This window comes from Roseateles sp. (assembly GCF_036486225.1).
GTDB lineage: Bacteria > Pseudomonadota > Gammaproteobacteria > Burkholderiales > Burkholderiaceae_C > Roseateles.
In genome coordinates, this window is record NZ_DASVNZ010000369.1 from 11,753 (window position 1) to 34,522 (window position 22,770).

At 67.4% G+C, this 22,770-nt stretch carries 25 protein-coding genes and 1 other RNA gene; 14 read left to right on the top strand and 12 right to left on the bottom strand.

Translation table 11 applies throughout. The features are described 5' to 3' along the window. Positions 1-157: 157 nt before the first annotated feature. The 10 genes from VF536_RS24150 to VF536_RS24195 all read right to left on the bottom strand — a co-directional run bounded on the left by VF536_RS24150 (position 158) and on the right by VF536_RS24195 (position 8,767). Positions 158-1,486 (bottom strand): branched-chain amino acid ABC transporter substrate-binding protein, encoded by a 1,329-nt coding sequence (locus VF536_RS24150; RefSeq protein ID WP_331617469.1) that lies wholly within the window; start codon positions 1,484-1,486, stop codon positions 158-160. Beyond that, the gene (gene tsaD / locus VF536_RS24155; protein WP_331617470.1) at positions 1,486-2,544 is read right to left on the bottom strand and encodes a tRNA (adenosine(37)-N6)-threonylcarbamoyltransferase complex transferase subunit TsaD; all 1,059 of its coding nucleotides are present in this window, start codon (positions 2,542-2,544) and stop codon (positions 1,486-1,488) included. The genes VF536_RS24150 and tsaD overlap by 1 nt, the downstream gene beginning before the upstream one ends. A gap of 33 nt (positions 2,545-2,577) precedes the next feature. After that, positions 2,578-2,916, bottom strand: a complete 339-nt coding sequence (gene fdx / locus VF536_RS24160) for an ISC system 2Fe-2S type ferredoxin (RefSeq protein ID WP_067273474.1) — start codon at positions 2,914-2,916, stop codon at positions 2,578-2,580. 58 nt (positions 2,917-2,974) lie between these two features. Beyond that, positions 2,975-4,843, bottom strand: coding sequence for a Fe-S protein assembly chaperone HscA (hscA, locus tag VF536_RS24165; RefSeq protein ID WP_331617473.1), 1,869 nt, complete (start codon positions 4,841-4,843; stop codon positions 2,975-2,977). 64 nt (positions 4,844-4,907) lie between these two features. Further along, entirely contained in the window at positions 4,908-5,429 is a 522-nt protein-coding gene (gene hscB / locus VF536_RS24170) for a Fe-S protein assembly co-chaperone HscB (protein WP_088407461.1), read from the bottom strand. Positions 5,430-5,513: 84 nt separating this feature from the next. Continuing rightward, entirely contained in the window at positions 5,514-5,837 is a 324-nt protein-coding gene (gene iscA, locus VF536_RS24175; RefSeq protein WP_067282339.1) for an iron-sulfur cluster assembly protein IscA, read from the bottom strand. 8 nt (positions 5,838-5,845) lie between these two features. Next, positions 5,846-6,262 carry a Fe-S cluster assembly scaffold IscU gene (gene iscU, locus VF536_RS24180; protein WP_088407462.1) on the bottom strand — a complete coding sequence of 139 codons (417 nt, stop codon included), beginning with the start codon at positions 6,260-6,262 and terminating at the stop codon, positions 5,846-5,848. A 63-nt stretch (positions 6,263-6,325) separates the two neighbouring features. Then, a complete protein-coding gene (locus tag VF536_RS24185; protein WP_331617475.1) occupies positions 6,326-7,546 on the bottom strand; it encodes an IscS subfamily cysteine desulfurase in 1,221 nt (406 codons plus the stop codon). Between the two features lie 55 nt (positions 7,547-7,601). After that, positions 7,602-8,135 (bottom strand): Fe-S cluster assembly transcription factor, encoded by a 534-nt coding sequence (locus VF536_RS24190; protein WP_067273486.1) that lies wholly within the window; start codon positions 8,133-8,135, stop codon positions 7,602-7,604. Positions 8,136-8,302: 167 nt separating this feature from the next. Further along, positions 8,303-8,767 (bottom strand): low molecular weight protein-tyrosine-phosphatase, encoded by a 465-nt coding sequence (locus VF536_RS24195; protein WP_331617477.1) that lies wholly within the window; start codon positions 8,765-8,767, stop codon positions 8,303-8,305. A 65-nt stretch (positions 8,768-8,832) separates the two neighbouring features. Here VF536_RS24195 and VF536_RS24200 point away from each other — a divergent pair, with 65 nt between their 5' ends. From VF536_RS24200 to VF536_RS24210, 3 genes are all read left to right on the top strand, one after another. After that, positions 8,833-8,997 (top strand): hypothetical protein, encoded by a 165-nt coding sequence (locus VF536_RS24200; protein ID WP_331617478.1) that lies wholly within the window; start codon positions 8,833-8,835, stop codon positions 8,995-8,997. Between the two features lie 161 nt (positions 8,998-9,158). Further along, positions 9,159-10,136, top strand: a complete 978-nt coding sequence (locus VF536_RS24205; protein WP_331617480.1) for an aliphatic sulfonate ABC transporter substrate-binding protein — start codon at positions 9,159-9,161, stop codon at positions 10,134-10,136. Between the two features lie 67 nt (positions 10,137-10,203). Next, on the top strand, positions 10,204-11,907 hold the full coding sequence (locus VF536_RS24210) for a rhodanese-like domain-containing protein (protein ID WP_331617481.1): 1,704 nt from the start codon (positions 10,204-10,206) through the stop codon (positions 11,905-11,907). A gap of 117 nt (positions 11,908-12,024) precedes the next feature. On the opposite strand, the gene uvrB is transcribed toward VF536_RS24210, so the two are convergent. Beyond that, complete coding sequence (gene uvrB, locus VF536_RS24215) at positions 12,025-14,190, bottom strand: excinuclease ABC subunit UvrB (protein ID WP_331617482.1); 2,166 nt, start codon at positions 14,188-14,190, stop codon at positions 12,025-12,027. Between the two features lie 133 nt (positions 14,191-14,323). Here uvrB and VF536_RS24220 point away from each other — a divergent pair, with 133 nt between their 5' ends. From VF536_RS24220 to VF536_RS24255, 8 genes are all read left to right on the top strand, one after another. Beyond that, entirely contained in the window at positions 14,324-15,526 is a 1,203-nt protein-coding gene (locus VF536_RS24220; RefSeq protein WP_331617483.1) for an amino acid aminotransferase, read from the top strand. A gap of 252 nt (positions 15,527-15,778) precedes the next feature. Continuing rightward, positions 15,779-17,101 carry a polyhydroxyalkanoate depolymerase gene (locus VF536_RS24225; protein ID WP_331617485.1) on the top strand — a complete coding sequence of 441 codons (1,323 nt, stop codon included), beginning with the start codon at positions 15,779-15,781 and terminating at the stop codon, positions 17,099-17,101. Further along, positions 17,098-17,796, top strand: a complete 699-nt coding sequence (rsxB, locus tag VF536_RS24230) for an electron transport complex subunit RsxB (protein ID WP_331617486.1) — start codon at positions 17,098-17,100, stop codon at positions 17,794-17,796. The genes VF536_RS24225 and rsxB overlap by 4 nt, the downstream gene beginning before the upstream one ends. A gap of 75 nt (positions 17,797-17,871) precedes the next feature. Next, positions 17,872-18,510: an endonuclease III gene (gene nth / locus VF536_RS24235; protein WP_331617487.1), complete on the top strand. Its 639-nt coding sequence runs from the start codon at positions 17,872-17,874 to the stop codon at positions 18,508-18,510. 47 nt (positions 18,511-18,557) lie between these two features. After that, positions 18,558-18,815, top strand: a complete 258-nt coding sequence (gene zapB / locus VF536_RS24240; protein WP_331617488.1) for a cell division protein ZapB — start codon at positions 18,558-18,560, stop codon at positions 18,813-18,815. Beyond that, positions 18,812-19,156, top strand: a complete 345-nt coding sequence (locus VF536_RS24245; RefSeq protein ID WP_331617490.1) for a cell division protein ZapA — start codon at positions 18,812-18,814, stop codon at positions 19,154-19,156. Before zapB ends, VF536_RS24245 begins: the two co-directional genes overlap by 4 nt. 29 nt (positions 19,157-19,185) lie before the next feature. Then, positions 19,186-19,366: non-coding RNA, 6S RNA (ssrS, locus tag VF536_RS24250), on the top strand. 124 nt (positions 19,367-19,490) lie between these two features. Continuing rightward, positions 19,491-19,928: an EVE domain-containing protein gene (locus VF536_RS24255; protein WP_331617502.1), complete on the top strand. Its 438-nt coding sequence runs from the start codon at positions 19,491-19,493 to the stop codon at positions 19,926-19,928. Between the two features lie 29 nt (positions 19,929-19,957). On the opposite strand, the gene VF536_RS24260 is transcribed toward VF536_RS24255, so the two are convergent. Further along, the gene (locus VF536_RS24260) at positions 19,958-20,977 is read right to left on the bottom strand and encodes a GGDEF domain-containing protein (RefSeq protein WP_331617491.1); all 1,020 of its coding nucleotides are present in this window, start codon (positions 20,975-20,977) and stop codon (positions 19,958-19,960) included. Between the two features lie 459 nt (positions 20,978-21,436). Between VF536_RS24260 and rpsU the strand changes: the two genes are divergently transcribed. From rpsU to VF536_RS24275, 3 genes are all read left to right on the top strand, one after another. Next, complete coding sequence (gene rpsU / locus VF536_RS24265; protein WP_012346814.1) at positions 21,437-21,649, top strand: 30S ribosomal protein S21; 213 nt, start codon at positions 21,437-21,439, stop codon at positions 21,647-21,649. A gap of 166 nt (positions 21,650-21,815) precedes the next feature. Next, on the top strand, positions 21,816-22,262 hold the full coding sequence (locus VF536_RS24270) for a GatB/YqeY domain-containing protein (RefSeq protein WP_331617500.1): 447 nt from the start codon (positions 21,816-21,818) through the stop codon (positions 22,260-22,262). A 35-nt stretch (positions 22,263-22,297) separates the two neighbouring features. Next, the gene (locus tag VF536_RS24275) at positions 22,298-22,639 is read left to right on the top strand and encodes a TIGR01244 family sulfur transferase (protein WP_331617501.1); all 342 of its coding nucleotides are present in this window, start codon (positions 22,298-22,300) and stop codon (positions 22,637-22,639) included. Positions 22,640-22,770: the final 131 nt, after the last annotated feature.

Sequence of the window (22,770 nt, forward strand, 5' to 3'; positions counted from 1 at the left end):
AAGGTCCGCCGGCATGCCAGTGAAGGCGTCAAGTGCGCAGACGGTTTCCGAGGTTTGACTTGCGATCACAGGTGAAACCGACCCGTGTCGTGCTGATTGCCGTCGCCAGGACGAACCTGGCAGGACAGCCGAGGAGTATAGCTGCAAACAGCAGATCTTAGTATTGACGCGACATCCGGCAGCTGGAAGGCCGTTCAGCCTGGCTGGCATCGAGGAAGCGCAGCGTGCGGAAACCGTAGCCGGAACCTTCGTTGTCGTGCGGTGTCCCGGCCTCGCCGGCCCGGCGCATGACGCTGACGTACAGCGGCTGCTGCAGCTGGTGATCCGCAGGTCGCATCCAGCCCTGGTGCGCGACGCCGAGCGACCGGCCGTCGAGCTTGAGCCCCTCCAGCGCGAGCGCCACCGCCTTCGGATCCACGCCCCCGGCCTTCTCCATCGCGGCGACCAGCATCTCGATCATGAGTTGCATCCGCGCATGGAGGTAGTCGTGCTCCGGCTTCGGGAAACGCTGGCGGAACGCCGCATAGAAGCGCTCCGAGTCCGCGGTGCCGACGTTCGGGTGCCACTCGGCCACCGCCAGCACGCGGTCGACGCCCGCCTCGCCCAGCACGCCGGGCACGCCCAGCGCATTGCCGTAGAAGGTGTAGAAGCGCGCGTCGAGCCCGATGTCCTTGGCCGCCTTGATCAACAGCGTCAGGTCGTTGCCCCAGTTGCCGGTGAGCACCGCCTGGGCGCCGCTGGTGCGGATCTTGGTCGCGTAAGGGAGAAAGTCCTTCACTCGGCCGAGCGGATGGAGTTCGTCGCCGACGACCTGCAAGTCGGGGCGTCGCTCGGCCAGCATCGCCCTCGCCTGCTCGCGCAGGTGCTGGCCGAAGCTGTAGTCCTGGCCGATCAGGTAGAGGCGCTTGAGCTGCTTGTCCTGGGCGATCACCTCGACCAACGCCGCCAGACGCATGTCGGTGTGGGCGTCGAAACGGAAATGCCAGAAGCTGCACTGGGCGTCGGTCAGAGCGGGATCGACGGCCGCGTAGTTGAGGAACAGCGCGCGACGGTCGGGCTCGCGGGCGTTGTGGCGTTCGAGCGCGCCGATCAGCGCGCCTGCGACGGCGGAGCTGTTGCCCTGGAGGATCACGGGGATGCGCTGGTCCGTCGCGGCACGCAGCATGGACAGCGATTCCTCGACAGAGCCCTTGCTGTCGAAGCGGACGATCTCAAGCCGGCGAGCACCACCCGGCAGCTTCACGCCGCCGCGCGCGTTGACGCGCTCGGTTGCCCAGACGAGGTTGCGGAACACGGCCTCGCCGCCATTGCCGAGCGGACCGGAGAGCCCTTCGATCAAGGCGAGGCGGATCGGCGCAGCCGGAACCCCAGGAGTGGTCGCAACCGCGGGAGCCGGAGCGGCTTGAGCGGGCGCAGCGCCAGCGGCGGCACAAACAACAGCCGTCACGGCGGTCAGCGCGACCACCGCCCTCCTCGTCCAGCGCATCACAGCTGGGCGGGGCTGACGAGTTGCGACAGATCCCAGCGCGGCTTGACCTCGAAGCCGCCGCCGCGCGTCAGGTTCGCCATGTCGCGCTGCAGGCGCAGGCCGGCCGCGAGCGCGATCATGGCGCCGTTGTCCGTGCACAGGTGCAATTCGGGATAGTGGACGCGCACGCGGCGCTTCTCGCAGGCCGCGTCCAGTTGCTCGCGAAGTCGCCTGTTGGCGCCGACGCCGCCCGCCACGACCAGTCGCTTCAGGCCGGTTTCCTTCAGCGCCAGCAGCGCCTTCTTGACCAGCACCTCGACGATGGCCGCCTGCGTCGATGCGGCGAGATCGGCGCGCTGCGGCTCGGTGATCCCACCGGGTTGCGCTTCGAGCTTGCGGACCTGCGTCAACACCGCCGTCTTCAGGCCGGCGAAGCTGAAGTCCGGCTTGCCGCTGTGCATGAGCGGACGCGGCAGCGCGAAAGCCTCCGGATTCCCCTGCTCCGCCAGCTTCGACAGATGCGGACCGCCGGGATACGGCAGGCCGAGCAGCTTGGCCGACTTGTCGAAGGCTTCGCCGGCGGCGTCGTCGATGGTCTCGCCGAGCAGCTCGTAGCTGCCGACATCGTCGACGCGCATCAATTGCGTGTGGCCGCCGGACACCAGCAGTGCGACGAACGGGAACTCCGGCGGATCCGCCGAGAGGAACGGCGACAGCAGATGACCTTCAAGGTGATGGATGCCCATCACCGGCCGATCGAGAGCGGCGCCCAGCGACGCGGCAACGCCGGCACCGACCAGCAGCGCGCCGGCAAGACCCGGCCCCTGCGTGTACGCGACGACGTCGACGTCCGCCAGCGACAGCCCGGCTCTCGCGAGCACCTCGCGAGTCAGCGGCAGCACGCGGCGGATGTGGTCGCGCGAAGCCAGCTCGGGCACGACGCCGCCGTAGGCCTGATGCATCGTGATCTGGCTGTGCAGCGCATGCGCGAGCAGCGTCGGCACGTCGTCGCCGGACGCGTCGACCAGCGCCACGCCGGTTTCGTCGCAGGAGGATTCGATGCCGAGGACGCGCATGGGATCAGTCGTTCCGCTTCGTTGGGCGAAGGCTCAATGGTTCTCTTTGGCGTGGTTGATCGAGTACTTGGGGATCTCGACCGTCACGTCCTTGTTGGACAGGATGGCCTGGCAGGACAGGCGCGAGTTGGGCTCCAGACCCCAGGCGCGGTCCAGCATGTCTTCCTCGTTCTCTTCCATCTCGGACAGCGACGCGAAGCCCTCGCGCACGATCACGTGGCAGGTCGTGCAGGCGCAGACCTGGTCGCAGGCGTGCTCGATGTCGATGTGGTTGTCGAGCATCGCCTCGCAGATCGTCGTGCCGGAGGGGGCCTCGATCGACTTGCCCTCGGGCGCGTATTCGGGATGGGGAAGGATCTTGATGACGGGCATGGGGAGGTGTCCTTGAGGCTGGCGAGCGGCGCTTGTCCGGCTGGGCGTCGGCTTGCGGTCAGACCTGGTCGATGCTGAGGCCGGTGAGGGCCTGCTGGATGCCGCGGTTCATGCGCGCGGCGGCGAAGGCCTCGGTGCCCTTGGCCAGCGCCTCGACGGCGGCGGTGATCGCATCGGCATCCGCGACCGCGTCGTCGGCCTGCGCCTTCGCGAGCAGGTCCGTCTGCAGCGCGGCGATCTCGGCGCGCTCGGCGTCGCTGAGCAGGTCGCCGTCGGCGCGCAGCGCGGACTGGGTCGCGAGGATCATGCGTTCGGCGTCGACGCGCGCTTCGCGCAGCTTGCGCGCGACCATGTCGCCCTCGGCGCTGGCGAAACCCTCGCGCAGCATCGTCGCGATCTGGTCGTCGGACAGGCCGTAGCTCGGCTTCACCTGCACCGCCGCCTCGACGCCCGAGCCCAGCTCGCGCGCGGAGACGCTCAGCAGGCCGTCGGCGTCGACCTGGAAGGTCACGCGGATGCGGGCGGCACCGGCCACCATCGGCGGAATGCCACGCAGCTCGAAGCGCGCCAGCGAGCGGCACTCGCTCACCAGCTCGCGCTCGCCCTGCAGCACGTGCACCGCCAGCGCGGTCTGGCCGTCCTTGAAGGTGGTGAAGTCCTGCGCCTTCGCCACGGGGATGGTGGCGTTGCGCTCGATGATGCGCTCGACCAGGCCGCCCATGGTCTCCAGACCCAGCGACAGCGGAATCACGTCCAGCAGCAGGATCTCACCGTCCGAGCTGTTGCCGGCCAGTTGATTGGCCTGGACGGAGGCGCCCAGCGCGACGACTTCATCGGGATTCAGATCGGTCAGGACTTCGCGGCCGAACAGCTCGCCGACGACGCGGCGCACGATCGGCATGCGCGTGGAGCCGCCCACCATCACCGTGCCCTGGACTTCGTCCGCGGCGACCTTTGCGTCGCGCAGCACGCGGCGCACGGTCAGCAGCGTCTTGTTGACCAGCGGCTGGGCCAGTTCGTCGAACTGGCCGCGCGAGACTTCAACGCTCAGCGCGCCGGCGTCGAGCGCGGCACTCAGCGTCACGCGCTCGTGGTCGGTCAGCGATTCCTTGGCTTCGCGCGCAGCGACCAGCACGCGGCGCTTGTCCGCTGCGCTGCTCACGCTCAAGCCCGCCTGCGCCAGCGCCCAGTCAGCCAGCAGACGATCGAAGTCATCGCCGCCGAGCTGCGCGTCGCCGCCGGTGGCGACCACTTCGAAGACACCCTTCGTCAGGCGCAGCAGCGAGATGTCGAAAGTGCCGCCGCCCAGGTCGTAGACGGCGTAGAGGCCCTCGTTGCCGGTGTCGAGCCCGTAGGCGATCGCAGCCGCGGTGGGCTCGTTGATCAGGCGCAGCACGTTCAGGCCCGCGAGCTGCGCGGCGTCCTTGGTCGCCTGGCGCTGCGCATCGTCGAAGTACGCCGGCACCGTGATCACGGCGCCGAACAGGTCGTCGTTGAAGGTGTCTTCGGCGCGCTGGCGCAGCGTGGCCAGGATCTCCGCACTGATCTCGACCGGCGACTTCAGGCCTTCGCGCGTGGCCACGCTCAGCATGCCGGGCGTGTCCTCGAAGCGGTACGGGAGCTTGTCGCGGTTGGCGATGTCGTCGAGACGGCGGCCCATGAAGCGCTTCACCGAGACGATGGTGTTCTCCGGATCCTCGGCCTGGGCGGCGAGCGCGTCGTAGCCCAACTGGCGACGGCCTTCCGGCATCACGCGCACGGCCGACGGCAGGATCACGCGACCCTGGTCGTCCGGCAGGCACTCGGCGACGCCGTGGCGCACCGACGCCACCAGCGAATGCGTCGTGCCGAGATCGATACCCACCGCGATGCGGCGCTGATGGGGATCGGGCGACGCGCCGGGTTCGGAGATTTGCAGCAGGGCCATGGTGTGTTGTCTTGTTCTTCGGATGTCGAGGAGGCGATCCTGGGCGCTCGTGGTCGTTCCGGCCTCAGGAGTGCTCAAGCGTGTCGAGCCGATGGTCGATGTCCGAGCGGAAACGCGTCAGGAACATCAGTGCACGCACCGATTCGGCGGCGCCGGCGGCGTTGTCCTCGTCGTCGAGCTGGCGGCCGGCCTGCGCCAGCAGAGCGCGTTCGCGGTCGGCGACCTGCTTGTCGATGGCGAGGATTGCGTCGGGCGTCTTCGCCTCGTCGAGCGATTCACGCCATTCCATCTGCTCCATCAGGAACGCCGCAGGCATCCGCGTGTTCTCGTTGGCCTGGATAGGCGCACCGCGCAGTTCGCAGAGGTAGGACGCGCGCTTGAGCGGATCGCGCAGGCGCTGGTGCGCCTCGTTGACGCGCAGCGCCCATTGCATCGCCAGGCGCTGCGACGCCGCGCCATCGGCGGCGAAGCGGTCCGGATGCACCTTGGCCGCGAGCGCCTTCCAGCGCTCGGCGATCTCGGCGCCGTCCTGCGCGAAGCGCTGCGGCAGACCGAAGAGGATGAAGTCGTCGTCGTCGAGTTTCATGAACTCACGCTCGGCGCGAAGCCGAATCAATCGCACGAACAAAAAAGCGCGGCACCGTGGCCGCGCCTTCTCTCGCTTGCGAACTCAGACGCGGAAGGATTCGCCGCAGCCGCAGCGGTCCTTCTCACGCGGGTTGCGGAACTTGAAGCCCTCGTTCAGGCCCTCGCGGACAAAGTCCAGCTCGGTGCCGTCCAGGTACGGCAGGCTCTTTGGGTCGATCAGCACCTTCACGCCATGACCCTCGAAGATCACGTCCTCGGGGGCCACCTCGTCCGCGTACTCCAGCTTGTAGGCCAGGCCGGAGCAGCCGGTGGTCTTCACGCCCAGGCGCACGCCCACGCCACGACCGCGCTTGGCGATGTAGCGCGTGACGTGCCGCGCCGCGGCTTCGGTCAGGGTGACGGACATCATGGACCTCAGGCCGTCGCGGTCGCGCCTGCGTCGGCGTTCTGACCGTGCTTGGCGCGGTAGTCGTCCACCGCGGCCTTGATCGCGTCTTCCGCCAGGATCGAGCAGTGGATCTTCACCGGCGGCAGGGCCAGCTCTTCCGCGATCTGGTTGTTCTTGATGGACAGCGCCTGATCCAGGGTCTTGCCCTTGACCCACTCGGTGACCAGCGAGCTCGACGCGATCGCCGAGCCGCAGCCGTAGGTCTTGAACTTGGCGTCCTCGATCAGGCCGGTCGCGGGGTTGACCTTGATCTGGAGCTTCATCACGTCGCCGCAGGCCGGCGCGCCGACCATGCCGGTGCCGACGGACTCGTCGCCCTTGTCGAAGCCGCCCACGTTGCGGGGATTTTCGTAGTGGTCGATGACCTTGTCGCTGTATGCCATGTCGTGTTCTCCAACAACTTTGTCTTGATGAACTGCGTCGTTCGTTTCGCCGTCAGCGGACGCTCAATGCGCCGCCCACTGGATGGTGCTGATGTCGACGCCTTCCTTGTACATGTCCCACAGCGGGGACAGTTCGCGCAGCTTGGCGACCCGGTCCTTCAGCAGCGAGACGGCGTAGTCGATTTCCTCTTCGGTCGTGAAGCGGCCGATCGTCATGCGCAGCGAGGAATGCGCCAGCTCGTCGCTGCGGCCCAGGGCGCGCAGCACGTAGCTCGGTTCCAGGCTCGCGGACGTGCAGGCCGAGCCCGACGACACGGCGATGCCCTTGATGCCCATGATCAGCGACTCGCCTTCGACATAGTTGAACGAGGCGTTGACGTTGTGGGGCACGCGGCGGGTCAGGTCGCCGTTGATGAACACCTGCTCGATGTCCTTCAGGCCGTCCAGCAGACGCTGCTGCAGCGCCTTGATGCGGGGCAGCTCGGTCGCCATCTCCTCGCGGGCGATGCGGAAGGCTTCACCCATGCCGACGATCTGGTGCGTCGGCAGCGTGCCCGAACGCAGGCCGCGCTCGTGACCGCCACCGTGCATCTGCGCTTCCAGGCGCACGCGCGGCTTGCGACGCACGTACAGGGCGCCGATGCCCTTGGGGCCGTAGGACTTGTGCGAAGCCAGGCTCATCAGGTCGACCGGCAGCGTGGCCAGGTCGATCTCGACCTTGCCGGTGGCCTGCGCGGCGTCGACGTGGAAGACGATGCCCTTCTCGCGGCACAGCGCGCCGATGGTCGGGATGTCCTGGATCACGCCGATCTCGTTGTTCACGAACATCACCGAGATCAGGATCGTGTCGGGGCGGATGGCCGCCTTCAGCACGTCCAGGTCGATCAGGCCGTCTTCCTTGACGTCGAGGTAGGTGACCTCGAAGCCCTGGCGCTCCAGCTCACGCGTCGTGTCGAGCACGGCCTTGTGCTCGGTCTTGATCGTGATCAGGTGCTTGCCGCGCGACTGGTAGAAGTTGGCCGCGCCCTTGATGGCGAGGTTGTTCGACTCGGTCGCGCCGGAGGTCCAGACGATCTCGCGCGGATCCGCGCCGATCAGCTTGGCGACTTCCACGCGCGCCTTCTCCACGGCTTCTTCCGCCTCCCAGCCCCACGCGTGACTGCGCGACGCCGGATTGCCGAAGTGCTCGCGCAGCCACGGAATCATCGCGTCGACGACGCGCGGGTCCACCGGCGTGGTGGCGCCGTAGTCCATGTAGATGGGGAAGTGCGGGGTCATGTCCATGGGAACGTTCTTCTTGTCGACTACTGAATGGTTGACGTGGACCGGAGGGCCGGAATCACTTGCTCATCGCATTGCCGAGCGCGAACACGGAATTCGGCGCGGTGATGCGGATGGGCTTGACGACGGGGGTGCTCGAGATGGCGCGCTTGATCGGCGCTTCCTCGACGGTGACGCCCTTGGCGAGCTGGTCGTCGACGAGCTTGCGCAGCGTGACCGAGTCGAGGTACTCGATCATCTTGTTGTTGAGCGCCGTCCACAGGTCGTGCGTGATGCAGCGGCCGGTGTCGTCGCCCATGCAGTTTTCCTTGCCGCCGCAGCCGGTGGCGTCGATGGGTTCGTCGACGGCGACGATGATGTCGGCGACGGTGATCTCATCGGAGCGGCGACCCAGCGAGTAACCGCCGCCGGGACCGCGGGTGGATTCGACCAGTTGGTGGCGGCGCAGCTTGCCGAACAGCTGTTCGAGGTAGGACAACGAGATCTGCTGGCGCTGGCTGATCGCCGCCAACGCGACGGGCCCGCCGTTTTCGCGCAGGGCCAGATCGATCATCGCGGTGACGGCAAAACGACCTTTGGTGGTGAGACGCATCGAACTTCTCCTTGGCGCCCTTGTTGGGCTCAAGACATGGAGGCGGCGGCTCGGCTGACGCCGGGTCGACTCACGGAGCAGGGTTAACCCCGGCTAAGTCCGACCATTTTACTCAATTAAGAAGAAGCTTGCTCGGGTTACCCCGGACAGGGGCCGAGGGGGCCTGTTCAGGCCAGGCGGCTGGCCGCGATCTGGGCCAGGCGACCGCATCCGGACTCCAGCAGATCGAGCACCTGCTCGAACCCGTCCGCACCGCCGTAATACGGATCTGGTACCTCGATCTCCCCCGGAAGCAGGGAAATCCGGTGCTGCAGCGCAGCAGGGCAGCGGCGGCGGAGTTCACGCAGATGGCCACTGTCCATGGCGATCAGGAGATCGAAGCGCTCGAAATCATCGGTGCGAAGCGCGCGCGCCCGTTGGTCGCCCAGCTCATAGCCCCTTTTTAGGGCGTGGTCTTGGGAGCGTTCGTCGGGGGTCTCGCCAGCGTGCCAGCCCTGGACGCCGGCGGAGTCGACGTGGACCCGGTCCGCCAGGCCCATGGCCGCCAGTTGATGGCGGAGCACCCCTTCCGCCGTCGGCGAGCGACAGATGTTGCCTGTGCACACAAAGAGGATCGAGAGTTCTGCAGCCATGAGGCTGTATTGTCGCTTGGCCCGGGATTTGCCCTTCCACCGTTCCCAACCCTTGGAAAGCTGCCATGAGCCTCACGCAAATCGAAACCATCCGTCTCGCGCGCCTGCAGTTGATCGATCTCGGCGACGAGAAGACCGCCGCGCTGCTGGCTTGGGCCTTGGAGGACAAGGCCACCTCCTCGCCCGCCTCCGGAACGCCGCCCCAACGCGACCCGCCGCGGGCCGGCTGAGCGCGTCGGCGCACCAGCCGTTGGCTGGCTGAAGGCGCAGGCGGCGCCTTCCTGACGCCGGCGGCGTTTATCGATCCTCGCTTTGCTTCGTTCCAGGCCATGACGAGGATCCCTAGGCTGCGGTGATCTCCCGTTTCCTCGTGATTGCGAGCGCCCCCGCCATGTCCTCTTCCGCCGCTTCGACCTCCCGCCGCGAATGGCTGGCCCAGGCCGCCGCCCTCGCAGGCGCCAGCGCCCTGCCCGCGCTCCCGGTGCTCGCCGCCGACGCCAAGACCCTGCGCATCGGCTACCAGAAGTCCAGCACGCTGACGCTGTTCCTGAAGTCGCGCGGCCTCCTGGAGAGGGCGCTCGCGCCGCAGCAGGTCAATGTCAGCTGGCATGAATTCACCTCTGGCCTGCCGCTGCTGGAAGCACTCAACATTGGCGCGCTCGACCTCAGCGCGGACGTTGCGGACGCTGTGCCGCCCTTCGCGCTCGCCGCCGGGGCCAAGCTCACTTATTACGCGATCGAGACGCCCTCGCCCACTGCGCAGGCCATCGTGGTCCGCAAGGATTCGCCGATCACCAGCGTTGCGCAGCTGAAAGGCAAGAAGATCGGCTTCGCCAAGGGCGCCGGCGCGCACTACCTGCTGCTGGAAGCGCTGAACCAGGCAGGCCTGTCCATCAAGGACATCGAGCCCGCCTACCTCAATCCGGCCGACGGCCGCTCGGCCTTCGAGAACGGCGCCATCGCCGCCTGGGTGGTGTGGGATCCCTTCCTGGCCGCCGTGCAGCGCCAGTCCGGCGCCCGCATCCTCGTCGACGGTACGCGCATCGCGGCCTACCGGCGCTTCTACCTTGCGGCCACCTCGTTCGCGCAACAGAACCCCGAGGTGCTCCAGCGCGTCTACGACGAACTCCAGCGCGCCGGCGAGTGGGTGAAGAAGAACCCCGCCGCCGCGGCTGAGTGGCATGCGCCGGTGCTCGGTCTCGAGCCTTCCATCGTCGCCGCCGCGAACGAGCGCCGCAGCTACGTGGTCCGCGCCGTCGACCCGGAGTCGCTCTCCGAGCAGCAGCGCATCGCCGACGCCTTCAGCGGCGCGCAGGTCCTGCCGCGACGCATCGCCATCCAGGAATCGCCCGTCTGGCGCCCGGCTTGAACCAGGCCCCATACCCGAACCGATGCCCGACCCGCACCGCCACGGTCCGATCGCCAGGAGCAACGACATGTCCGTCTTGAATTCCGACACGGGGGCCGCCCAAGCGCTGCTCCGCCCGCCGATCCCGAAGCATCCTGTGCCGCTGCCGACCCGCACGCCGGCCGACGTCCGCGCCGCGCTGCTGGCGCGCGTGGAGATCGCGCTGCTCGACGTCCGCGAGGAAGCCGCCTATGCCGAGGCGCATCCGCTGTGGGCCGCCAATCTCGCGGCCTCGCGGCTGGAACTCGACGCCTGGGGGCGACTGCCCCGGCGCGACGTGCCCATCGTCGTCTATGACGACGGCGAAGGCGTCGCGACACCGTCGGCGCGCAAGCTGCAGGCGCTCGGCTACACCGACGTCGCGCTGCTGGCCGGTGGTCTGAGCGCGTGGCGCGACGACGGTCTGGAGCTCTTCCGCGACGTCAACGTCCCGAGCAAGGCTTTCGGCGAACTCGTCGAAGCGCGCCGGCATACGCCGTCGTTGCCGGCGGAAGAGCTCCAGGAGCGTCTGGCGCGCCGGGACGACATCGTGCTGCTCGACGCGCGGCGCTTCGACGAGTACCGCACGATGAGCCTGCCCGGCTCGATCAGCACACCGGGTGGGGAGCTGGTGCGCCGCGCGCGCGACCTCGCGCCGGATCCGGCGACGACGATCGTCGTGCATTGCGCCGGGCGCACCCGCAGCCTGATCGGCGCACAGTCGCTGATCGACGCCGGCGTGCCGAATCCCGTCGCCGCGCTGCGCAACGGCACGATCGGATGGACGCTCGCCGGCCTCACTCTCGCGCAGGGCCAGGGCCGCTCGCACGAGGACGTGCCGGTCGGCGATCTGACCGCGGCCAGGGAAGGCGCGGCTGCGCTCGCCCGCCGGTCGCATGTCCAGCGCATCGACGCCTCGGTACTCGCGGAGTGGCTGGCCGATGCGCGACGTTCGACCTATCGTTTCGATGTCCGCAGTGCCGCCGAATACGGTCGAGGCCATCGCCCCGGCTTCCGCAACGCACCGGGCGGGCAACTCGTGCAGGAGACCGACCATCATGTGCCGGTGCGCGGGGCGCGCATCGTGCTGGCCGACGACGACGGCGTCCGCGCGCCGATGGCCGCGGCCTGGCTGGCGCAGATGGGCTGGGAAGTCGCCGTGCTGCCGCCCGACGCCGCCACTCATACCGAAACCGGTCCCGACCTGCCGCCGCAACCGCTCTCGCCGACGGTCGCGACCATCACGCCCGCCGAGCTCGCCCGCTGGCGCGCCGAAGAGGCGGACCGGGAGCAGCCCGACACCGTCGTCGTCGACGTGGCACCGAGCATCACCTACATCGTCCGCCACATACCGGGCGCCTGGTGGAGCCCGCGGGCCCGGCTAGCCGACGCGCTCCGGAACGTCATCCCGCACGCACGTCGCGTCGTGCTCACCGGCAACCTGGGCGTGCTGCCGCGCTTCGTGGCGGCGGATCTCGCGGCCGAACTCGCGTCAGAGGGTCGGGAGTTGCTCGTGCTCGAGGGCGGCACGACCGCGTGGTACGACGCCGGACTGCCGATCGAATCCGCCAATCCGCGTCTGGCCTTCCCCCGCGACGATCGCTATCGCCGCCCCTACGAGGGCACGAACCACCCGCGTGACGCGATGCAGGCCTACCTCGACTGGGAGTTCGGGCTGATCGCCCAACTCGAGCGCGACGGCACGCACTTCTTCCGTGTGATCGACACCGACGCCACGACGCCGAACTCGTAGTCAACGGGCCTCCGTGGGGCCGGAATGGGGCTTGGGGTTCGCGGACGCGAGGCCCCATGCCCCGTGGAGAGCCCGCGCTTGGCCGATCGCAGTCGAGGAACTTCGACCGGAAGCGTCTTACTTCCCCTTGCCCGCGGTAATCGGCACGACGTTGTCGTGCACGGCCGCGCCGAACGCCTGTTCCTTGAGCTGAGACAGCTGGTCGCGCAGCCGCGCGGCCTTCTCGAACTCCAGGTTGCGCGCGTGCTCCAGCATCTGCTTCTCCAGCTGGGTGATGCGCTTGCTCAGGTCCTTCTCGCTCAGCTCCTCGACTTCGGCCGCGTCGTGGATCACCTTGGCGTCGTCGCGTCCCGGCTTGTCACTGTAGACGCCGTCGATCAGGTCGCGGATGCGCTTGACGACGCCGCGCGGCGTGATGCCGTTGGCCGCATTGAACTCGACCTGCTTGGCGCGCCGGCGTTCGGTTTCGCCGATGGCCTTCTTCATCGATTCGGTCATGCGGTCCGCATACAGGATCGCCTTGCCGTTCACGTTCCGCGCGGCCCGCCCGATGGTCTGGATCAGGCTGCGTTCCGCGCGCAGGAAACCTTCCTTGTCCGCGTCCAGGATCGCCACCAGCGACACCTCGGGGATGTCCAGGCCCTCGCGCAGCAGGTTGATGCCCACCAGCACGTCGAAGGTCCCGAGTCGCAGGTCGCGCAGGATCTCCACCCGTTCGACGGTGTCGATGTCCGAGTGCAGGTAACGCACCTTCACGCCGTTGTCGCTGAGGTACTCGGTCAGCTGTTCGGCCATGCGCTTGGTCAGCGTCGTGATCAGCACGCGCTCGTGGATCTCGACGCGATCGCGGATCTCCTGCAGCACGTCGTCGACCTGATGCACGGCCGGTCTCACCTCGACGATCGGATCCACCAGGCCCGTCGGTCTCACCAGTTGCTCGACCACGTTGCCGGCCTGACGCTTCTCGTACTCGCCCGGCGTCGCGCTGACGAAGATGGCCTGGCGCATCTTGCGCTCGTACTCCTCGAACTTCAGCGGCCGGTTGTCCATCGCCGACGGCAGTCTGAAACCGTACTCGACCAGCGTGCTCTTGCGCGCCCGGTCGCCGTTGTACATGCCGCCGAACTGGCCGATCAGCACATGGCTTTCGTCCAGGAACATCAGCGCGTCCGGCGGCAGGTAGTCCACCAGCGTCGGCGGCGGATCGCCGGGCGCGGCCTGCGACAGGTGGCGCGTGTAGTTCTCGATGCCCTTGCAGTGGCCGACCTCCTGGAGCATCTCCAGGTCGAAGCGCGTGCGCTGCTCCAGCCGCTGGGCCTCGACCAGCTTGCCCTCCTTGATGAAGAAGGCGACGCGCTCGCGCAGTTCCTCCTTGATCGTCTCGATCGCGGCGACCACGCGGTCGCGCGGGGTCACGTAGTGGCTCGACGGATAGACGGTGAAACGCGGGATCTTCTGCCGGATCTGGCCGGTCAGCGGATCGAAGAGCACCAGGCCCTCGACCTCGTCGTCGAAGAGCTCGATCCGCAGCGCCAGCTCCGAGTGCTCGGCCGGGAACACGTCGATCGTGTCACCGCGCACGCGGAAGTGGCCACGGGTGAATTCCATCTCGTTGCGCGTGTACTGCATGCGCGCCAGCTGCTGGATCACGTCGCGCTGGCCGACCTTGTCGCCCACCCGCAGCGTCATCACCATCTGGTGGTAGTCGCTCGGGTTGCCGATGCCGTAGATCGCCGACACCGACGCCACGATCACCACGTCGCGCCGCTCCAGCAGGCTCTTCGTGCAGGACAGTCTCAACTGCTCGATCTGCTCGTTGATCGCGCTGTCCTTCTCGATGAACAGGTCGCGCTGCGGCACGTAGGCCTCGGGCTGGTAGTAGTCGTAGTAGCTGACGAAGTATTCGACCGCGTTCTTGGGGAAGAACTCGCGGAACTCGCTGTACAGCTGCGCCGCCAGCGTCTTGTTGGGCGCGAAGACGATCGCCGGGCGTCCGAGACGCGCGATCGTGTTGGCCATCGTGAAGGTCTTGCCCGACCCCGTCACGCCCAGCAGCGTCTGGAAACTCTCGCCGTCATTGACGCCGTCCACCAGTCCCTGGATGGCCGTCGGCTGGTCGCCCGCGGGCGGGTACGGCTGGAAGAGCTGGAAGGGAGAGCCTTCGAAAGAGACGAATTCGCCCTTCGGTGGCTCGCCCGCGCCGGCGGCGTCCGCCTCTGGCGGGGCAGGTTTCTCCCCCTTGGCGATGGAGGTTTCAGGCTTGGCGACGGTAGAACGGCTCATCAGGGTTTCCCAGGGGCAACGCATGTTCCCTGCCTACAATCGGCGGGCTTCGCTGGGCGCTCAGGAGGCGCCTCGGGCGTCAGGACGCGACAGCGTAGCGCAGTCCTCTCCACCGTTTGTCAGGAAAGCCTCCATGTCCTTGTTCGCCGCCGTCGCCATGGCCCCTCGCGACCCCATCCTGGGTCTGAACGAGCAATTCAACGCCGACCCGAATCCCAACAAGGTCAACCTGGGCGTCGGCGTCTATTACGACGACAACGGCAAGCTGCCGCTCCTGGCCTGCGTGGCCGCCGCGGAAGCGCAGATGCAGGCCGCCCCCAAGCCGCGCGGCTATCTGCCCATCGACGGCATCGCCGCCTATGACCTGGCAGTCCAGGGCCTGGTCTTCGGCGCCGACAGCGACGTGCTCAAGAGCAAGCGCGTAGCGACCGTGCAGGCCATCGGCGGCACCGGCGGCCTGAAGATCGGCGCGGACTTCCTCAAGCGCCTGAACCCGGGCGCGACGGTGCTGATCTCCGACCCGTCCTGGGAAAACCACCGCGCGCTGTTCACCAACGCCGGCTTCCCGGTCGAGACCTACCCCTACTACGACGCCGCCAATCGCGGTATCAACTTCGACGGCATGCTGTCGGCGCTCAACGCCGCGCCGGCCGGCACGGTCGTCGTGCTGCACGCCTGCTGCCACAACCCGACCGGCTACGACCTGACGCCCGCGCAATGGGCGCAGGTCGTCGAGACCGTCAAGGCGAAACAGCTCGTCGCCTTCCTCGACATGGCCTACCAGGGCTTCGGCGAAGGCATCGCCGAGGACGGCGCCGTGATCCAGCAGTTCCTGGCCGCCGGCCTGGACTTCTTCGTGTCGACCAGCTTCTCCAAGAGCTTCTCGCTCTACGGCGAGCGCGTCGGCGCGCTGAGCGTGGTCTGCGCCTCCGCTGAAGAAACGGTGAAGGTCCTGAGCCAGCTCAAGATCGTCATCCGGACCAACTACTCCAACCCGCCGACGCACGGCGCACAGGTCGTGGCCACCGTGCTGTCGACCCCGACGCTGCGCGCCCAGTGGGAGGAGGAACTGGCCGGCATGCGCGTGCGCATCAAGCAGATGCGCGAGGCGCTGGTCACCGAGCTCAAGGCCGCCGGCATCACCGACGACCTGAGCTACGTGACCCGCCAGAAGGGCATGTTCAGCTACAGCGGCCTGTCCGCCGAGCAGATGCAGCGCCTGCGCTCGGAGTTCGGCGTCTACGGCGTGGATTCGGGCCGCATCTGCGTCGCCGCACTGAACAGCAAGAACCTCAAGCCGGTCGCCGCCGCGATCGCCGCGGTGAAGAAGGCCTGATCCCCGGGATCCGCACTTCCAGCACCACACTTCGATTCGCTGATCGCACGATCGGCCTTCGAACACAGGGCCGGACCCGCCGCAAGCGGGCCGGCCCTGCGCATTTATGGCGAAATGCGTCGGTTCGAAGCCCCTCCTCCCGCCTTGCACGGCGCACTGGCGACACACACTGCCTGAAGCCGGGGCCTAGAATTGCTGCAATGCACAACGGGTGCCAGCCTTCGCCTCACTCCCCCTCGAGAGGTTCGCCAGATGCTCTACCAGCTTTATGAAACCCAACGCGCGCTGCTGAGCCCGTTCTCCGAATTCGCCAGCGCCACGGCCAAGCTGTACAGCCATCCGCTGTCGCCCTTCGCCCATACGCCGCTGTCGCACCGGATGTCCGCGGGCCTGGATCTGATGCACCGTCTGGCCAAGGAATACGAGAAGCCGGCGTTCGAGATCAACAGCGTCGAGGTCGACGGCGTCGACGTCGCGGTGCAGGAGCTGATGGCGCTGGAGCAGCCGTTCTGCCGCCTGCTGCGCTTCAAGCGCTACACCGACGACCAGGCCGTGCTCGCCAAGATGAAGGCGCAACCGACGGTGCTGGTCGTGGCACCGCTGTCAGGCCACCACAGCACGCTGCTGCGCGATACCGTCAAGCAGCTGCTGAAGGACCACAAGGTCTACATCACCGACTGGACCGACGCCCGCATGGTGCCGCTCGAGGCCGGCGCCTTCCACCTCGACGACTACATCTACTACGTCCAGGACTTCATCCGCCACGTCGGCGAGGACTGCCACGTGATCTCGGTCTGCCAGCCGACCGTGCCGGTGCTGGCCGCGATCTCGCTGATGGCGTCCAAAGGCGAGACCACGCCGCGTTCGATGACCATGATGGGCGGTCCGATCGACGCCCGTCGCAGCCCCACGGCCGTCAACAACCTGGCGATGAACAAGAGCTACAGCTGGTTCGAGAACAACGTGATCTACCGCGTTCCGACCAACTTCCCGGGCGCGGGCCGCGAGGTCTATCCCGGCTTCCTGCAGCACACCGGCTTCGTGGCGATGAACCCGGACCGCCACCTGAGCTCGCATTACGACTACTTCCTGGACCTGGTCCGCGGCGATGACGACAACGTCGACGCCCACCGCCGCTTCTACGACGAGTACAACGCCGTGCTGGACATGCCGGCCGAGTACTACCTGGACACGATCAAGACGGTGTTCCAGGACTTCGCGCTGGTGAACGGGACCTGGGAAGTGGGCGGCGATCTGGTGCGTCCGCAGGACATCACCCAGACGGCGCTGCTGACGGTCGAGGGCGAGCTGGACGACATCTCCGGCGCCGGCCAGACCAAGGCGGCGCACGAGCTGTGCAGCGGCATCGGTGCGAAGGATCAGGCCCACTACGACGCGGTGGGTGCCGGCCACTACGGCATCTTCTCGGGCCGCCGCTGGCGCGAGAAGGTCTATCCGGTGATCCGCGACTTCATTGCGAAGTACGATGCGGCCCCGTTGCACAAGCCCGTCGCGGCCAAGCGTGCCGCCGCCCGTCCGGCCGCGGCCCGCCGGTCGCGCAAGCCGACCGAGTGAATCCCGCCGCTTCCGCCGCCGCTGAACCGACCTCCGCCCCGTTCGACGACCTCGTCGAACGCCTGAACCTGGCCCTGCCGCAGACGCAATGCACGCGCTGCGGCTATCCCGACTGCCACTCGTACGCCCACGCGATCGCGCGCGGGGAGGCGGCGATCAACCAGTGCCCGCCCGGCGGCGCCGAGGGCATCGCCCGCCTGGCCGCACTGACCGCCAGGGACGCCCTGCCGCTCAATCCCGAGAACGGCATCGAAGGTCCCCGCCGGCTCGCCGTCATCGACGAAGGCTGGTGCATCGGCTGCACGCTGTGCATCAAGGCCTGCCCCGTCGACGCCATCATCGGCACCAACAAGCAGATGCACGTCGTCATCGACGCGGACTGCACCGGGTGCGAACTCTGCATCCCGGTGTGCCCGGTCGACTGCATCTCCCTGGCGGACGTGACGCCGGGACGCAGCGGCTGGGCCGCGTGGAGCGCGCCGCAGGCCGAGCGCGCCCGTGAACGCTACCGCTGGCACGAGATCCGCGTTGCGCGCGACCTGCGCGAGCATGACGCGCGCCTCGAAGCCAAGGCGCAGCACAAGCTCGACCACCTCGAAGAGGAAACGCGCCTCACCGACACCGCGCAGATCGACCGCAAGCGCGCCGTCATCGAGGCTGCGCTCGCACGGGCCCGCGCCAAGCGCGGCGTCTGAGCGCCGCTTTCCGCCGCCTCGAGTCGTTTCCCCACTGCCACCATCGCCTGCCTCTGCCAGCCACCGTCGCTCGCCATGAATCAGACCCAAGTCCAAGAGTTCTTCGAGATCCTCCGCCGCGCCAATCCGTCGCCGCAGACCGAGCTGGAATACGCCAGCGTCTTCGAACTGCTCGCGGCGGTGCTGCTGTCCGCGCAGGCCACGGACGTCGGCGTCAACAAGGCGACGAGGCGGCTGTTCGTCGTCGCCAACACGCCGCAGAAGATCCTGGACATCGGCGAGGAACGTCTCGCCGACTACATCAAGACGATCGGGCTCTACAAGACCAAGGCGAAGAACCTGTACGCGACCTGCCGGATCCTGGTCGAGCAGTACGGCGGCGCCGTGCCGCAGAGCCGCGAGGCGCTCGAATCGCTGCCCGGCGTCGGCCGCAAGACGGCGAACGTGGTCCTCAACGTCGCCTTCGGCGAAGCGACGATGGCCGTGGACACGCACATCTTCCGCGTCGGCAACCGCACGGGCCTGGCGCCAGGAAAGAACGTCCTGGAGGTCGAACAGCAACTGCTTGCACGCGTGCCGGACGAATTCCTGGTCGACGCGCACCATTGGCTGATCCTCCATGGCCGCTACGTCTGCCAGGCGCGCCGACCGCTGTGCGAGCGTTGCGCCGTCGTCGCGCAATGTGACAGCGCGCCCCTGGCCGCGGCGCGTTGAGCGAACCCCCGCCCCTACAATCTGCGCGTTCATCCGTCAGGGAAGCCATGTCCAGCATCAACGACCTAGTCGACCGCGTCGAGCGCCTGCTGGTGCGTCACGAGGAACTCAAACGCACGAACGGCTTGCTCGAGCAACAGGTCCAGGCACTCACCCTGGAACGCGACAGCCTGCGCTCGAGACTGGCCGCGGCCCGCGCGCGCGTCGACGCGCTGCTGGACCGTCTGCCGCTGGAAGCGGTCGACCTCCTCGAGAGCGCCGGCGACGGCTCTGACACCTCTGATTCTCGAAAGACGGGCGCATGAAGCAAATGGAAGTCACGATCATGGGCCAGAGCTATCTGCTCGGCTGCCCCGAGGGCGGCGAAGCCGCGTTGCAGAAGGCGGTGGGCCGCGTCGACAAGGAAATGTGCGCCATCCGCGACGCCGGCCGCGTCAAGGCACGTGAACGGATCGCCGTGCTGGCAGCGTTGAACCTCGCTTATTCGCTCACCGAATCGACGGCGAACGCCGTCGCCACCGGCGATGCAACCGATGCAACGTCTGGTATCGCAGGCGGCGTCTCCACCGACGGCGCCATACCCGATCTTGAAACGCTGATGAAGCGGCTCGATGAAGCCCTTGTCCAAGACGGGCAACTGCTGTGAACGCTGGATCGCGGCGCGTAGAATCCGCTCTGTCCACTGCGTTCGCGTGAGTTTTATATTTCCTTGAACCGATGCTTTCGCGAGCAAGGGCTTGGAACATTGCAGAGCTGGTGTGAGCGTCTCGCGTCAGATGAACCCGAAGCCCTGCTGACCTCGCCCACCTGTACCCCTAGGGTTCAGGAATGCGGCTCACGGTTCGCCGTGGACACCTCTTCCCGAAACCGCGCCTGATCCACCATCACGCGCGGTTTTTTCATGGTCGACCCCTGTCGATCCTCGTCGTGAGGACTCTGCCTTGAGCACCGCATCGAACGTTTCTCCGCAGTACTGGCTGATGAAGTCCGAACCGGACGAGGCCTCGATCGACCACCTGCAGGCCGCCGGCGAACTCCCCTGGACCGGCGTGCGCAACTATCAGGCGCGGAATTTCATGCGCGACCAGATGCGCATCGGTGACGGCGTGCTGTTCTATCACTCCTCGTGTCCGGAGCCCGGCATCGCCGGCTTCGCGGAGGTCAGCAGCACGGCGTATCCGGACGAGACCCAGTTCGATCCCGCGAGCCACTACTTCGATCCGAAGTCCAAGCGCGAAGAGCCACGCTGGCAACACGTCGATGTGCGCTTCGTGCGCAAGACAAGGTTGCTGAGCCTCGCCGAGATGAAGCGCGATCCGGCGCTCGCCGACATGCGCACGCTGCAGCCAGGCAACCGGCTGTCGATCACGCCCGTGACGCCAGCGGAGTGGCGACACCTCCAGAAGCTGCTCGCCTGACGGGCGGCGAGCGGCGTCCGGCGACGGCCTCAGCCGCCCATTCCGAACGGGATCGACGCCAGCACGACCTGATTGCCGCCGCGCCGCTGCGCTTCCTTGACCGCCATCTCGGCGGCGCCCAGCAGCTCCTCCTGCCGCGAGGCGGTGTGCGGAAAACTCGCCACACCCATCGACAGCGACAGGCCGATGTCCTGCCCATGCAGCACGACGATCTGGGCATGGCACTGGCGGCGCAGCTGTTCCATGCGCGCATGCGCGGTCGCCAGGCCGACGCCCGACAGCAGCACCGCGAACAGGTCGTCGCCGATGCGGCAGGCCGCGTCCATCGCGCGGGTGTTGGCGCGCAGCATGCGCCCCAGGCCTTCCAGCAGGCGCTGGCGGGCCTCCTCGCCCAGGCCGGCCTCCGGCGCCACCGGATCCAAGGCGATCAGCACCAGCGTGAACTCGCGATGCTCGCGGGTCGAGAGATCGATCTCGCGCAGCAACTGGTCATCGAACTGCGCCCGCATGTAGAGGCCCGACACCTCGTCGCGTCCGCTGCCCTGCTGCAGTTCGCGGCGCATCTGCTCGAGCGACTTCTGCTGCTGCTCGAGCTGCTGCAACGCGCGCTGCAGGTGAGTCTCGCGATGACGTTCCTCGGTCTTGTCGCTCCACAGCGCCATCACGTGTTCCGCGCCAAGCGGCACGCGCATGACCATGAACTCACGGCGGCGGCCGCCGATGTCGAGGCGGTGTTCGGAACTCACAACGCCGCGCTGCGCCAACGTCGCCTGTTCCGAACGGCGCATCGCCTGCACCTCGTCGCCTCGCATCAGTTCGGCATCGGCGGCGCCGACGATGCCGGCCTCGAGGCGACCGAAGAGTTCGCTCATGCCGGGGCTGGCGAAGACGTAACGTCCGGTGGCCATCGACTTCACGGTCAGACAGGCACCCGTCGGCTCCAGCAGGCTGAGCAAGCCGGCCGCAACGGGCGTCTGGGGCGTTCCCGACGATTCCAGCCAGGCATCGAAACTGGCAGGCGCGGGTGTCGCGGCGGCTTGTAATTCCATGGGTCGGGCCGGGCCAGGGGAGCGGCCCCTCGCGGTCGAATGGTGGTGGATCGAATGTAGATGGGCGTCCGTCGCCGGGGCAAGTGCCGTCGGCAGGACAGAGGTGCCACTCCCCCTAAGCTTGGGGTCCGGCATCCTAGCTTGCCCCGGGTCGGACCGAGAGCGATGCACTTCGCCCAGAGAGGCGGGCCTGCGCCCGGACGGGGTCAAGGCGTGAAAATGTCACACCCGCTTGCAACGAGGCCATGGGGCCTTCACAGGGGACACGCGCTCCGGCGAGGGGCGTTGCGTCTTGCGCAGCGCACAAGCGCGGCAGTCGATGGCGAACGGTCAAAAATAAGGCTAGAATCCTCGTTTTGCTGGCAAACCCTGCGCGTCGATTCGGAAGTGGAATCCGGATACTCCGCTTCGAAGGCAAGTCCTTCCTCGCGAACACCGAGCGCTACTTGAAGGAATTTCATGACCACCATTCGCGTCAAAGAAAACGAGCCGTTCGACGTGGCCCTGCGCCGCTTCAAGCGCACGATCGAAAAGCTGGGCCTGCTCACCGAGCTGCGCGCCCGCGAGTTCTACGAGAAGCCGACTGCCGAGCGCAAGCGCAAGAAGGCTGCGGCCGTCAAGCGTCACTACAAGCGCGTGCGCAGCATGCAGCTGCCCAAGAAGCTGTACTGATCGTCTGATCGGACCGCTTCGGCACCGGGGACCCGTCCACTGACGATCCCCACCGCCGGAACAGCACAGAAAGCCCGCGCAGGACGCTGCCGCGGGCTTTTCTGTTTCTGCGCGACATTACGACCTCTCCCACCTCTCCCTCGAGATCACGAATCAAGGAGCCCTCATGAGCCTGAAGGAACAGATCACCGAAGACATGAAGACGGCGATGCGCGCCAAGGACAGCGAACGTCTGGGCACGATCCGCCTGTTGCTGGCCGCGGTGAAGCAGAAGGAAGTGGACGAGCGCGTCGAGGTGGACGACGCGATGCTGGTGGGCATCGTCGACAAGCTGATCAAGCAGCGCAAGGACTCGATCAGCCAGTTCACGGCTGCCGGCCGCATGGACCTGGCCGACAAGGAAACCGCAGAGCTGAAGGTGCTGGAGGTCTACCTGCCGCAGCGCCTGAGCGAGGCCGAGATCAAGGCTGAAGTCGCCGCCATCGTGACCGGGCTGGGCGCCAAGGGTCCGGCCGACATGGGCAAGGTGATGGGTGCCGTGAAGGGCAAGCTGGCGGGCAAGGCCGACATGGGTCTGGTCTCGGCGGCGGTGAAGGCCGCACTGGCGGGCTGAGCCCCCCTTTCTTGATTCAACGACAGGAGTCCGCAATGGAACTGACCGTCCAACAACTGACGCCCGATTTCTGCGTCGCGCCGCAGCTGACGCCGGAAGCGATGGCCGCGCTGGCCGAGGTCGGCTTCAAGTCGGTGATCAACAACCGGCCTGATTTCGAGCATGGCCCCGACCAGCCCACCAGCGAGCAGATTCGTGCCGCTGCTGAAGCTGCGGGACTGGTCTATCACCATTTGCCGGTGCAAGGCGGCTACCAGTCGCCGGAAGAGATCGCCGCCATGCGCGCGCTGCTCGACGAAGTGCCGACGCCGGTGCTGGCGTTCTGCCGCTCAGGCGCGCGTTCCACGCGCCTCTTCGCCGCCGCCACCCAACTCTGATCCGACGCGTGGTCCTCGGTGCCTCGGATCGAGGCGGCCGGGGCCCCTTTTCGGAGGTCAAGGAGGGATTGCCGGCTCCGCCGGCGGAGGGACTTCGCTCGGACTCAAACAGTCCTGAGGACTGTTTGTGC